Source organism: Eubacterium ventriosum (assembly GCF_025150745.1).
Lineage (GTDB): Bacteria > Bacillota > Clostridia > Lachnospirales > Lachnospiraceae > Eubacterium_G > Eubacterium_G ventriosum.
On the sequence record NZ_CP102282.1, the window covers coordinates 797,130 to 810,089 of the forward strand.

The window sequence follows — 12,960 nt, forward strand, 5'->3', positions numbered from 1 at the left end:
TAGATGATATATAGAGACTTTCATAGAGAAAATGAAATTGGAAATGATGTAATAAAAAAATATAGTGATATTCTTCCAAAAGAATTAATTTCTATTTGGAAAAAATACGGTACTGGAAGCATGATGAACGGATTTCTTAAAGTAGTTAATCCGGATGAATATATTGAGATACTTCGGGAGTCTTTTGCAGACTATGAGGGAGTGGTTCCAGTTATGTTAACAGCTTTTGGAGACATAATAACTATTAATAGTGAGGGGAGAGTTGATATTATTTATTATCGTTATGGATATTATAGTGTAATTGCAACTGGTTGGGAGATGTTTGAGGTGTTTGCTGGCGATTCTTTTATGAATGAAAGAATGTTTAAGAATATTCTTTATAATGCTGCTGTCGAAAAACATGGGAGAGTTGAATTTGAAGAATGCTTTGGTTATGTCCCATTACTCGCTTTGGGAGGAAATGAGACGGTTGATAATCTTAAAAAAATAAAAACAAAGGAGCATATTGAAGTAATAATTGAGATGGTTGGAATTATATCAGATATGAAGTCGATAATTATGTAATAAACACAACGAGTATAGTATATGTTAAAAGGATTTGAAGAATTATCTGAATAAAAAATATATTCAGTAAATAGAAATCAATCTGTAATTAATAAAATGATTCAAGTAATGAATATTGCTTGGAGCCTGTTGGGGAGCAATAACAGGAGCAGTTATCGGTGGTGTTGCCGGTGGACTGGAAAGTATGAGCCAAGGCGGTTCTTTCCTTGACGGATTTGAAGATGGTGCTTTTTCAGGTGCAGTAGGCGGTGCTATTGGAGGCGCAGCTTTTGCAGGACTTGGAGTTGCCGGATCCGCATTAGGCAAGGGAATCAGTTGTGCATCAAAACTCGGAAAAGCAATAAAGGGAACGGCAGCGGTATCAAAAGTGCTGAGCCTTGGAATGGCTGGATTTGATATGATTTCTTTAGCTGATATGGCAATTGATAATAAAAATAATCCTATTGCTGATTTAAATAAAAAGCTACATTCAAATAAAGCTTATAATGTATTTCAAATAAGTGTGTCGGCACTTGCAGTATTTACCGGTGGTATGACAACAACTATGAAGTGTTTTGTCGCAGGAACTTTAGTATTAACAATAGATGGATTAAAAAAAATCGAAGACATCGAGGTTGGAGATAGGGTTTTAGCAGCAGATACAGATACGATGGAAAGAAAATACAAAGAGGTATTAGATACATTTGTAAGAAAGACAAATGATTTGATACATATTTTCATTGGAGAAGAAGAAATAGTTACTACAGCAGACCATCCATTTTGGGTCGAGGGAAAAGTTTTTGTCCCTGCAATGAGCCTTGTAATAGATAGTGAATTATTAAACAACAGTGGAAATGTAGTACGTGTTGATAATTTACTTAGAGAAACAAACGCTGATGGTGCAGAGGTATATAACTTTAAAGTAGATGAGTATCATACGTATTATGTAGGAGATATGCATATTCTTGTTCATAATGCAGGTGATGCATATAGTCGTCCTTCGGGATTCAGAAAAGGTGTAAGAGATAAAGCATGGGAAGAAGTTGAAAAAGCATCTCCAGATGGTATAGTTCACGATCCTAAAACAGGACGACCAATGAGTAAAGATGAACCATGGGATATGGGACATAAGCCTGGGTATGAGTTTAGAAAACATAGAGCAAGTGCACGGGAAAGAGGAATTACTAGGAAACAGTTTCTAGATGAACATAATAATCCTTCACATTATAGACCAGAATTGCCGTCATCAAATAGGAGTCACGTATGCGAAGATTTAACAGATTTATATCTAGGACCATGATTATATTATAAAAAATAGAAAAAGTAGAAATAGGAGAAAGGAAATATGCAACAAAAAAAATATATTTTTCAAATTCTTCATAAAGAAATAAAACTTGCACCTAAAGTGTTAGCTTTTGCAGATGACACAAATGAAAACAGTATTGATATTTATATTGGAGAAGATAGGCCAGATATAGGGCTTAACACATACTCTACTATTGGACTATCAAAGTTTCCAGTTGATTTGGTTTGTAGTGACGGAAGAGAAATCAGAGTAGAATATATTGGAATGTGTAATAGTGATTTCAGCGAATTTCCTAATATTGTTGCGTCGTGTGCATTTAATATTATTAAAGATAATTACATATGTAAGCCAGGAATGGTGGCGATTGATGCTATCGCGGATTATTGTGATGAACTAGAAATGAAGCATATTTATTATACTATTCCAATATTCTGGGAGAAGCTACAAGGAATAGAATATGAAAATATAATTATTAATTGGTTATATATGGTGCCAATTTCCGACAAAGAATTAGAATACATTGAAGAGTTTGGTGATGAAAAATTCGAAGAACTATTAGAAGAAAAAAATGTCGATGTGTTTGACATATATAGAAAATCAATAATATAGGGATTGAGAAGGAACTATTATTGACAGATATGGTTCTAAATATGGACAATATACTTCTCCGGTAGGAACACCTTTTGGTCAAAGAGCATTGCCATACAGAGATAATTTATGGGCATATCATAAGTATGCTGTTGTTAAGGACATTAATAATGTAACTACATCGACTATCGAATCTACGTTCAATATGCTAGGTATGGGTATTCAAATTGAAATGCCTTCGTTGATTAAGAGATTGGTAAAGGTTGGATATTTGAGGGAGATATTATAATGGATAAAAAAGAATTTATTAAAATTATGAAAAAAATGCATGTTCCTATTGCATGATATAATATAGAGGGCAAAGGGCGTGATGATGAAAGGTTCTGTTTGGTGAAAGATGGAGAAAAGTGGAATGTATATTATTCTGAGAGAGGATGTAAGACCACAAATAAATATTTTGACAGTGAAAGTGACGCACTGGAATATATGTGTAAAGAATTATCTGAATAAAAAATATATTTGGTAAATAGAAAACTAATTTGTAATTAGTAAAATGATTCAGGTAATGAACATTGGTTAGGAATAGAATGGCAACAATTACATTATATAAGGATAAGCTGAATGGAGTGGGAGGCTTGATAGACAACATCATAAAGTCTTCCAATAACTTGGATACTCAGTTAGGAACACTTAAATCTACGTTACAAGGAGTAAGTAACAGTACATATAACCTGCAGGATACAGTAAATAGCATAAGTTCCTCTTCCAAAACTGAGAAAGAAAAGGTCAGCAATTTAAAATAACTAATGCAAATATGCAAAACGGTGTACTTTACATAGATGTTATAGCAAAATAAGGAGTTTTTATGGAACAAAAAATACTGACATTAGCAGAAAAATGGGAAATAGATGCTCAGGCGTACAAAGACGGTGCTTCTGTTATAACAGCATCTCCTCAGTGCGAATTTTGCAAAGCAGATTGCCAAACAGAATCGTTGTTATAAGATGATGTTACTTACAGGTTCTAAGGAAGAAAGTACATTAAACTTTTATCGAAGTGCAGGATATAATAGCTCGGATAAGACGGCATTTATTCAATGGATTGATATGTAAAATATGGAGAATGATTATGATATATGAATTAGCAACAATAGAAGAATTGCAGGCTGTGTACGATTTGGTGCAGCAAACAAACTATCAAATGATATGGATATGTCATTGGTGGAAAAAGAATCCTATGAGTATTATAAGAACACATTAGAAACTGGTGAGCATATTGGATATCTGGTGTATGATAACGAAACCTTTATTGGTGCTGGTGGTGTCAGCTTTTATCAGGTTATGCCGACATATCATAATCCAACAGGTAAAAAGGCTTATATTATGAATATGTATACGGCACCGGCATATCGGAGACAGGGGATTGCATTTCATACATTGGATTTACTGGTAAAGGATGCGAAGAAACAGGGCGTATCACAGATTGCATTGGAGGCGACAGATATGGGGCGGCCTTTATATGAAAAATATGGATTTGTAAAAATGGAAGATGAAATGGAGCTGAAGCATAGTCATGCGTGTTCCGATTAGAAAGTAGGTATATAATGAGAAATAGATCTTTAACAGCGGAATGTAATAAGATATTTAATTTTTGGAAATTAGAAGAATATTTTACACCATCGGATTATCCCGAATTGACTTTAACAATAAAAGAGGGAAAACAAGATATTCCGTTTGATGCATATTATAATGCTTACAGTACAAGAAGTTTACCATTAAAAGAATACAAGGCACATAATGAGTATTTGAGACAAAAACATAAATCTGATGAGAAGTTGTATAATCGTGCAAATGTTTATTGTGGCTGTTACAAAATTAAAACCTTTGTGGAAAAAATGGCTGAAAAATGTAAATTAGATATGGAAAAATATGCAGAGATAAACGAATTGTCAGGTAGATTTTATATTTTCTCAGTTCAGATAGACTTAGATGGGAAAATTACAGAAGAAGGCGTGCAAGTCAGTCCGTTCTTTTATGCTGTACTTTGTATGATAAAAGCCGAGGGCATAAATGTTAATATTATGCAAGAAAATATATGGAAGCTAAATGAAGAAGTAAATGAGATACTTAAACAAAATAATGTACAAATATTGGAGTTTACAGATGTAACAATAGTAAAAAATATTATATTTGATAAACTGAGAATTGAGTCTGAAAGTGAAGTTGGGCTAAAAAGTGCTTCGGATAAAGTATATGCATGTAAAGGTTTAAAAAAAGAAGATGAAACAAGTGACTTTACCAGTTTTTATTTGGACGAAATAGAAAATGTTCAGAAGAACCATAAGAATAATGAGAATTTGATAAAATATACCACCTCATTATTGGCAGGAAATCAAAAAAAGATAATGATAGACAGTGATGTTTGTTCCATGAAAAAATGGTTAGAAGTAGATAGATTTCCGATGGGAAAATATCCATCAAAGTTTTCTCCGACATTAATGCAGCAAATAGCTATAAACATAGCTATATCAGAAAACGATAGAAAGGAAAAAATATTTTCAGTAAATGGACCACCAGGAACGGGAAAAACGACTCTTTTGAAAGAAATCATTGCTTCAAATGTTGTCCAATTAGCAGAAGTTTTAATTAAATATGGAATTAGTGGTAGTAATTTTGTTTCTAGGAAAGTTGAATCCGCATCAAATGCTAGATATACAGAAAAATATTATGAAATACCAGAAGAAATTTCTAAATATGGAATTCTTGTGGTATCAAATAATAATGGAGCTGTAGAAAATATCACGCTCGATTTACCGAAATCTGGCGATATGGAAAAAGATAAAACTAGGACAGATTACTTCGACAGAAAGATAAATAAAGAAGTGTATTTTTCAGCGGTAGCAGATAATCTTTTGGGAAAAGAAGGAGGTGCGTGGGGATTAATATCAGCTCGTATGGGAAGAAAATCCTATGTTACTGAAGTTTTAGAATCTTGTGTATTCGCTAAAAAAAATGATGCTTCGGATAAAGTGACATTAGATCTGGCAAGAGAAGATAGTATTTCGTGGGATGAAGCTATTGATAAGTTTAATGTAGCTAAAAGAAAGGTTTTGTTATTAAGAGAAGGCATCAAAAAAGACCAAAAACTCTTGGATGATTTTTATAAAGAAGGAGAGGGTTTAGCGAAGAGTAAATTGGACTTAAAACAGTTGCTCATAGAAAAGGAGCAATTAAATATAAAGTTAAATGATGTAAGAACGGAATTAGAAAGTAATGAACAGGAGACTTTAGAGCAGGAAGGGGAAATTAAGTATATTAAGGAACATAGCTCTATTTTTAAGAAACTACTTATCCTTTTGGGAATAGGGAAAATAGGTAGGCATGTTGCTGAAAAACAAAAATATGTCGATGAGTTAATAATTAATCACGAAGATATTAAACGTAGATATAGTTTGGCTGTGAGAAATACAGAAGAAGTATGTACAAAAATTGAAAAGCAATATAGTATAATCGCTGCTTTAACAAAGAAAGTACAGATACTTGAAGAAAAAATATATGGAAATAATGGGTCTTTGAAAAACAAATACAAAAATAATTTTGCAGATAAAAATTTTTATATAGATATTAAAGAATCTGAGGACTCGCAGAATGCATGTCCGTGGACATTTGACGAATATGATATGGCTAGAGAAGAATTGTTTTTTGCTTCACTACAGGTGCGAAAAGCATTTATTTTGGAGTCGCCATATATAAAAAGAAATCTATTTGTATATGAAGCATATAATAATGGGAAATATACAATGGAAGAAAAAAAGGAGATGTTTCCGCATTTGTTTAATTCCTTGTCAATAGTGATACCTGTACTATCTTCTACATTTGCATCTGTCGGAAGATTTTTAAAGCATGCAGGAAATATGAGTTTAGGTATGCTTATAATTGACGAATCGGGACAAGCAGTTCCACAGTCTGCTTTAGGAGCAATTTATAGAACAAGGCGAGCAGTTGTTGTGGGAGATCCATTGCAAGTAGAACCTGTTGTAACAATTCCTAAAGTGCTAATTGACATACTGGCTGATAGTACTTGTGTAGCAAATGAATATAAGGTGATTGAAAATTCAGCTCAGACTTTTGCTGATAATATAAATGAGTTTAACGGTATGATCGGGGAACGCCAGGTTGGTTGTCCGTTGGTTGTTCACAGAAGGTGCATAGAACCAATGTTTTCTATTTCAAATTTGATTTCATATGACAATAGAATGTTTAATAAAACAAATAAGAAGGAAGAATATTTGAAACCAGAAAAACCATTTTTGATAAAAAAATCTGGATGGATTAATGTTGAAGGAGTAGAAAATGGTGGCAAGGATCATTTTGTGAAAAATCAAGCTGAGAGAGTATGCCAATTAATGGAAGATGCAGTACATATATATTCAGATTTGTTTGAGACAGATGATAAGATTTTTATAATTACACCTTTTAGAACAGTTGCAGAATCAATGCGTAAGTTTATCATTAGCTACTTTTCAGCAAAAGGATATGATAAGGAAATCTTGTCAAAGTGGACCAAAAATTGTGTTGGTACAGTGCATACTTTTCAAGGTAAAGACGCGAATGAGGTACTTTTGGTATTAGGTTGTTCAAATAAAAGTGCAGGTGCAATGAATTGGGTAGTAAAGAAAGCTAATATACTTAATGTTGCATGCACCAGAGCAAAATATAGAATAGCATTTATTGGCAATATAAATGATTGGAAAAATAGGAGGTACTTTAGAGAGTTTATTCCGAATTTAATTGATATAATAAATGTGTAAAATATAGACGATATGGAGTCAGAGCAGGAGATATTGTTATGGCTGTATCATATAACAAATTATGGAAACTATTAGTGGATAAAAAAATGAGCAAATCTGATTTGCGTAAAAAGGCAGAAATTGCCCCAAACACAATGACAAAATTGCGCCGTGATGAAGAGGTGAGTCTCACAATTTTGAGCAAGATATGTAAGACTTTAAATGCTGATTTTGGAGACATTGTAGAGTATGTACCGGATGCAGAAATATGGGATTTGTATAATGAAAACCGAGAACTTCTGGGAAAAGACCATGTAAGAGGAGAGCAGCTACCGATAGACGGATACCATCTGGTGGTGCATGTCTGGATTCGTAATTCTAAAGGAGAGTATCTTATCTCGCAGCGTTCAGCAAACAGACCGACATATCCTTTGATGTGGGAATGTGTAGGGGGTTCGGTTGTAAAAGGAGAGGATAGTTTATTAGGAGCAATCCGGGAGGCAAAGGAAGAAGTTGGCGTTGATTTGATGCCGGAAAATGGACAAGTTCTTTTTACAAAGACACGAAAAATCATTGAGGGAAAAATCTTTAATGATATTATGGACGTTTGGCTGTTTGAATATGACGGAGAGGTTGATTTAGGCAATGCCACAACGGATGAAGTGGCACAGGTTGCATGGATGGACAGAAAGCAGATAAAAGAATTGTTTGATGCGGATATGTTTGTGGATACATTGGAGTACTTTTTTACAGAAGTGGATAAGAAATGTTGAAAAGGAGCTAGTTGTTATGGAGCAAATTGAGTTGGGTTATAAAAGTGTGTGAAGGTGATTATGCGACAGATGAATTGTATGAAAACATAAATATGGTAAAGACTATAAATTAAACAGGAAGTGAATGTTTGGTATGAATATAAAAGATTTAATTGGTGAAGCAACAGAATACGATAAAAAGCTGGCATTGGAGGAAAAGAAACCAAAAAGTTGGTGTAAAAGTGTTAGTGCGTTTGCAAATACATTTGGCGAAGCTATCATGAAGCACTCGTAAATGCTTTAGCACATCGTGATTATCTGGTAAATGGAAGTGAAGTTCATATTGACATATACGATGACAGAATGGAAATCTATTCTCCGGGAGGAATGCCGGATGGGTCCATGATTCAGGACAGAGATCCGCTTACAGTACCTTCTACCAGAAGAAATCCGGTTCTTGCGGATGTGTTCAACAGGCTTGGATATATGGAGCGTAAAGGTAGTGGATTTGGAAAGATTATTAGTGGATATGAATTTCAAATTAATTATGATGAGAGTAAAAGACCATCATTTCGCTCGGACAGATATCAGTTTACTGTAGTAATGCCGAATCTGAATTATGATGTTTCTCACGATTTTGAAGAAAATGAGGCAATGTCCGAATCAATGTCCGAATCAATGTCCAAATTGGAAAGAACAAGAATGCAGATTATTTTGCACTATCTCGATACAAATAAAAAAATAAATAGCTCTATTGCAGCAAAATTATTGAAAGTGGAAATAAAGACGGCAAGTCGACTGCTATTGAAGGCAGAAAAATTGGATATTCTTAATAGTTATGGAAAAACAAAGAATAAAGTATATTTTAGAGAATAGTGCAAGGCAATGGTGTGAAAGACATAAGATTGATATTGTTGTATAAAAGAAAGGGGCTGCTATGATACCCACAGAAGATATTATACCGATAGTGAAAAACACAATTGCTGCATCAATTAAATGCAACACCCATCGGGGATACATTGGTTGGAGCAGCTGTGATAATATTTGTATGGATATGCATGACTGCCTTGATATGTGTGCTGAGACCTTAGAAAAGCGTGGCTATATGGTTGCACTTGAGGCGGCTACATACATTTTGGTATCTGGCGTTAAGTTAGCATCTCATGCGGATAGTAGTTCGGGAATGCTTACAGATGTTATCATGTGTACATACCAACTGATAGATAAATGCACAAAAGAAATCGAAAAAAAGGACCAACAAATGCGGGATCAAGCACTAGCATTAATTCTAAAAGAGGCGAAAAAGAGTGTGTTTGACGGTTGGATTGACTGGCGTTATAACCTGCTGAAAAGTGGAATTTGCCTGTGTGATGAAAAGAGTGCAAAGAAACTTGAAAAGGTTTTAGATACTTTGTTGGAAATTTTGCGGGAGGATTATTTTCCAGAATACACGAAAAAAGAAGATTTGATTGTAAGATATCTTTTACATAGACATTTATATGGCAAAGAGAATACGCAGAAGGAGTTATATCAGAATATTCTGATAAATGAACTCCGTATTATAGCGATTAAGGATGCTATGGAAGCGAAGAATTATGATGAAGCAGAGAAGCTTTGTTTAGAGAAGGCAAATGCAGAAAATACATGGCATTATCGTAGTGGCGATCCGGAAGATTGGAATAATATGCTATATGACATATATAGGACAGGAAACAACAGGGAAAAGCAAATCGCACAGGCAAAAAAGCTGTTATTAATGGGAAATGAGAAGTTCTGGGGTGTTTTGAAACAGATTTACAAAGCGTGTGGTACGTGGAATGAGAATTACGAGAGCCTATTGGATGAATTAAAGGACAGCAAGCGAACTGTTTGCTACCGCAGTGTTCTTATTTCAGAAAATGAAAAGAAGAGATTGCTTGAAGATGTAATGGAGAATCCGTATGATTTGTTTTGTTATGGAAAATATTTGGTGAAGGAATATCCGGAGCAGATATATGAGTTGTGTTATAAGGAAATAAGTGAAAGCTGTGCTCAGGCAAAGGATAGACGAGAATATAAGAAGATAACGAAGAATATTGCACAGCTTATAAAATGGAAGGGTAATGATACCGCTAAGTCTTTAATTGAGGAATTGAAGCAGAGATATCCAAGAAAACCAGCATTGTTGGATGAATTGGAGAAGGTGGAGAAGAAATTGTAATTCAAATAAAATACTGGAATTTAAACATAGTCTCACCAGTCTCAAATCATTACGATACTGGTGAGACATAGATGAGACTAACTTCAATAAAATGCTTCCTCAACTAGGGAAAATTAATTGAATTCATTCATAGCATCCACATATTCCTGTAATCCATTAGGTTTACAAGCTAATTCAGCATACAGCAGAGAATTCTCCTGTGCTAGCCGATACAGATACACAATATCATCAGGTGTATCGAGCAAGACAGCTGAATTGCATTTTTCGCAACTGATAGTTAGAGGTGTGCCGGTATATGTATTATTGATGGCATTAACAATAACAGAATCTGTATTAGGTTCATACATTCCAAACAGGCAACAAGGGTTATTTTGTTTCATTATGTTCTCCTTCCCACAGATACTTAGCGCCATCAAGCAGATCAATGATGGCTGTAAGCATATTATTATAATCGGTCTGTAGTTCCTTGATTTCATTGCATGTAGTGAGATTGTTTAAAGTTTGGTGCTCACAGCATTCAGTAAATGTTTTTTGCATTTCAAGCAGTTGCAGATACAGAGCATTAACAGTCTGCACAAGCGGATATATGGTTTCTTTCTTGCCTACAACGCAGATTCGGTTATATATGCAGGAACGGACAAAGTAATCTTTCTTCATCATACCGCTGGCAAGGATATGGGCTTCAATTTGTCTGCGTTCAGCATCGCTGATTCTAAAACTTATTGTTGGACGTTTGTGTTGATTGCTCATAGAAAAGCTCCTTTCATAGTGGGTGTGGCAGCAGACATGATAAAGCACCCGCAAGCCACATTTGATTATTCGTTTTTAGTTGTAAAAGTAGATTATATCTGCCATGAATTTCGTAGAAGCAATATTGAATCATTGCAACTAATTTGCAACTAAAGTTTTTGAAAAAGATATGAAAAGAGTAACATTAGATGAAACAGATGCGGTGGAATGCCGCATAAAATCAGCATTTTTGATTTGATGATACTTCCTTTGGGAAGTATAAGAATAGTGTGAAATGATACTTTCATTACTATTTATACTACCAAGCAACAAGTGAAGGTGCGATAGAGAGGAGATATGTATGAGGAGAAATATATTATGTATTATATTGTGTATGATATTACTGAGTGCATGCAGTTCCAAAAGTAATGAGATTATTGAAGGGTATAGTAACTGTGAAGAATATTACAGTGATGGATTTCAAGATTATATAGATTATTGCAAATATTTCTATAAGGAAAGCGAGGATAAAAAATTTGAGGAGAACAGTTATTATTCTATTGTAACAAAAGAAAATATAGATGATATAAAGAGTTATTTTGATAAGTTCCCTTATGAAAGTATGGAGGATAGCAATAAGTATGACTTTGAAACAGATAATATAAATGAAGGAGACTATTATAGCCTGAGAGCAGGGTCAAATAATGATAATTACAGTGTATTTTTATATGACGTAAATAGTCATATATTGTACTATATACATTATAATATATAGCGTAATGAAAATTATTGATTTGCAATTAGATTATTTTATGCACTAGCACTAAAAAATAAAGTATTGTGTATAAAATGTCATTATGAAGAATGATAGTTCATTAAATTTGAAACGTATTTTTTATAGGTGTTAAAATAACTTAATGAAATAAAATCTGACTTATGTTATAATACTTCCGTGGCAACACTATGGCAACACGAAATCAGAAGGATAATACAAATAATATAATATAGGTAAATTAACAGATAAAAGCACACGAAACCTAAACAAATATGTTCAAGTTGAACTCGGTACAAGCCAAGTTTGAATAAGGGAACACATGTTAGAACACCCCATAAATAAAGGGAAAGCACCGAATATAAGTCTCTTATGAGAACATTTTGAGAACAAAATCAAGAATAAGAAGAGTTATTTTGACTAATAAGTTGAAATAGCTCTTCTTTTTTGCTTGAAAAGCCGATAAACAAAGGGATCTGGAACTTTAAGCCTGATAAAAAAACAAATTTGTTTAACGTTGGTCACAAAAGAAAGAAGAAGTTGATTAAAGGAAAAGGTATAGTGCCACTAACTTCTATTTGGAAAGTAAAAGGACTAAAGTAGAACTACGGTCAAACAAAAACAATTTAATCAAAAGAGAAAAAGGAGATTACAAATATGACAGACAAGATGTTTAAGGAAGTTGATGCACCTGAACATTACAAGGCTGCAAAGGATAAGAAAATAAGAATTAAGGACACAGGAAAAGTTCAGAAACGTACAGTTACAGACGAAAGAATCCCTGTGGTACCTGACACACCACAGACAGGCATTAATGGAAAAACAGTAGGAATGGTAGTTTCACTTATTTCATTATTAATTGCACTTGGATGTTTTGCATGCGTAAGAGCAAAGGACAAGTCAAAATACAATTTCAAATAGGATAAGGAGTTTTTAATAAGCACAGAAAGATATATTTTACAACGGATAAAAAGAGAGAGTATGAGGTGTTTGCAGTGATGAGTGTTAACATACATAAGTTTGAATACTGGAAATTCGTAATGGCAAGGAATAAGGAAGAGCATGATGAGTTCATTGACAAGGTAGAGGAGCATAGTTTGTGGAGACAGGAGAATAAGCCCAAGTATGGAGAGCAGATGCTGATGTTGTCTACTTGCGATAATGGGAAAGGGGATGATTGTAGGATTGTGGTTATTGGAAAAAATATATAATAATAGCTAAATAACAAAACAAATTTAGTTATATAGATTTAGTTATATGATAGCCAATACTGATATTAGG

16 protein-coding genes and 2 pseudogenes are annotated in these 12,960 nt (G+C 33.8%); 16 read left to right on the forward strand and 2 right to left on the reverse strand.

What is annotated here, in order from left to right; all coding sequences use genetic code 11:
* The first annotated feature begins 3 nt into the window (after positions 1–3).
* From NQ558_RS03620 to NQ558_RS03675, 13 genes and pseudogenes are all read left to right on the forward strand, one after another.
* Positions 4–564, forward strand: a complete 561-nt coding sequence (locus NQ558_RS03620) for a T6SS immunity protein Tdi1 domain-containing protein (RefSeq protein WP_005360952.1) — start codon at positions 4–6, stop codon at positions 562–564.
* Between the two features lie 115 nt (positions 565–679).
* Positions 680–1,843 carry a polymorphic toxin-type HINT domain-containing protein gene (locus NQ558_RS13140; RefSeq protein ID WP_326930490.1) on the forward strand — a complete coding sequence of 388 codons (1,164 nt, stop codon included), beginning with the start codon at positions 680–682 and terminating at the stop codon, positions 1,841–1,843.
* A gap of 45 nt (positions 1,844–1,888) precedes the next feature.
* The gene (locus NQ558_RS03635; protein ID WP_005363462.1) at positions 1,889–2,458 is read left to right on the forward strand and encodes a suppressor of fused domain protein; all 570 of its coding nucleotides are present in this window, start codon (positions 1,889–1,891) and stop codon (positions 2,456–2,458) included.
* 19 nt (positions 2,459–2,477) lie between these two features.
* Positions 2,478–2,726, forward strand: coding sequence for a TNT domain-containing protein (locus tag NQ558_RS13175; RefSeq protein ID WP_367117694.1), 249 nt, complete (start codon positions 2,478–2,480; stop codon positions 2,724–2,726).
* A 576-nt stretch (positions 2,727–3,302) separates the two neighbouring features.
* Positions 3,303–3,440 carry a hypothetical protein gene (locus NQ558_RS03640; RefSeq protein ID WP_005363460.1) on the forward strand — a complete coding sequence of 46 codons (138 nt, stop codon included), beginning with the start codon at positions 3,303–3,305 and terminating at the stop codon, positions 3,438–3,440.
* Positions 3,400–3,549: pseudogene (locus NQ558_RS03645) on the forward strand (N-acetyltransferase); the annotation flags it as partial. The gene NQ558_RS03640 and the pseudogene NQ558_RS03645, both read left to right, overlap by 41 nt.
* A 93-nt stretch (positions 3,550–3,642) precedes the next feature.
* Positions 3,643–4,026: a GNAT family N-acetyltransferase gene (locus NQ558_RS03650; protein ID WP_005363459.1), complete on the forward strand. Its 384-nt coding sequence runs from the start codon at positions 3,643–3,645 to the stop codon at positions 4,024–4,026.
* A 14-nt stretch (positions 4,027–4,040) separates the two neighbouring features.
* On the forward strand, positions 4,041–7,247 hold the full coding sequence (locus tag NQ558_RS03655) for a DEAD/DEAH box helicase (protein ID WP_005363458.1): 3,207 nt from the start codon (positions 4,041–4,043) through the stop codon (positions 7,245–7,247).
* A gap of 38 nt (positions 7,248–7,285) precedes the next feature.
* A pseudogene (locus tag NQ558_RS13180) lies at positions 7,286–7,486 on the forward strand (helix-turn-helix domain-containing protein); the annotation flags it as partial.
* Between the two features lie 15 nt (positions 7,487–7,501).
* The gene (locus NQ558_RS03660; RefSeq protein WP_412098416.1) at positions 7,502–7,999 is read left to right on the forward strand and encodes an NUDIX hydrolase; all 498 of its coding nucleotides are present in this window, start codon (positions 7,502–7,504) and stop codon (positions 7,997–7,999) included.
* Between the two features lie 133 nt (positions 8,000–8,132).
* Positions 8,133–8,273: a putative DNA binding domain-containing protein gene (locus NQ558_RS03665; protein WP_156775000.1), complete on the forward strand. Its 141-nt coding sequence runs from the start codon at positions 8,133–8,135 to the stop codon at positions 8,271–8,273.
* Between the two features lie 23 nt (positions 8,274–8,296).
* Entirely contained in the window at positions 8,297–8,854 is a 558-nt protein-coding gene (locus NQ558_RS03670) for an ATP-binding protein (protein WP_412098417.1), read from the forward strand.
* Between the two features lie 61 nt (positions 8,855–8,915).
* Positions 8,916–10,178, forward strand: a complete 1,263-nt coding sequence (locus NQ558_RS03675) for a hypothetical protein (protein ID WP_005363454.1) — start codon at positions 8,916–8,918, stop codon at positions 10,176–10,178.
* Between the two features lie 113 nt (positions 10,179–10,291).
* Here the strand turns inward: NQ558_RS03675 and NQ558_RS03680 are convergent, their stop codons facing one another.
* Together NQ558_RS03680 and NQ558_RS03685 are read right to left on the reverse strand one after the other, a co-directional pair.
* Positions 10,292–10,558: a hypothetical protein gene (locus NQ558_RS03680; RefSeq protein WP_005363453.1), complete on the reverse strand. Its 267-nt coding sequence runs from the start codon at positions 10,556–10,558 to the stop codon at positions 10,292–10,294.
* Positions 10,545–10,928 carry a plasmid mobilization protein gene (locus tag NQ558_RS03685; RefSeq protein ID WP_005363452.1) on the reverse strand — a complete coding sequence of 128 codons (384 nt, stop codon included), beginning with the start codon at positions 10,926–10,928 and terminating at the stop codon, positions 10,545–10,547. The genes NQ558_RS03680 and NQ558_RS03685 overlap by 14 nt, the downstream gene beginning before the upstream one ends.
* A gap of 340 nt (positions 10,929–11,268) precedes the next feature.
* Between NQ558_RS03685 and NQ558_RS03690 the strand changes: the two genes are divergently transcribed.
* The 3 genes from NQ558_RS03690 to NQ558_RS03700 all read left to right on the forward strand — a co-directional run bounded on the left by NQ558_RS03690 (position 11,269) and on the right by NQ558_RS03700 (position 12,890).
* A complete protein-coding gene (locus NQ558_RS03690; RefSeq protein ID WP_040447230.1) occupies positions 11,269–11,682 on the forward strand; it encodes a hypothetical protein in 414 nt (137 codons plus the stop codon).
* A gap of 654 nt (positions 11,683–12,336) precedes the next feature.
* The gene (locus tag NQ558_RS03695) at positions 12,337–12,600 is read left to right on the forward strand and encodes a hypothetical protein (RefSeq protein ID WP_005363450.1); all 264 of its coding nucleotides are present in this window, start codon (positions 12,337–12,339) and stop codon (positions 12,598–12,600) included.
* A 119-nt stretch (positions 12,601–12,719) separates the two neighbouring features.
* Positions 12,720–12,890: a sortase family protein gene (locus NQ558_RS03700; protein WP_326930491.1), complete on the forward strand. Its 171-nt coding sequence runs from the start codon at positions 12,720–12,722 to the stop codon at positions 12,888–12,890.
* The last annotated feature ends 70 nt before the right edge of the window (positions 12,891–12,960 follow it).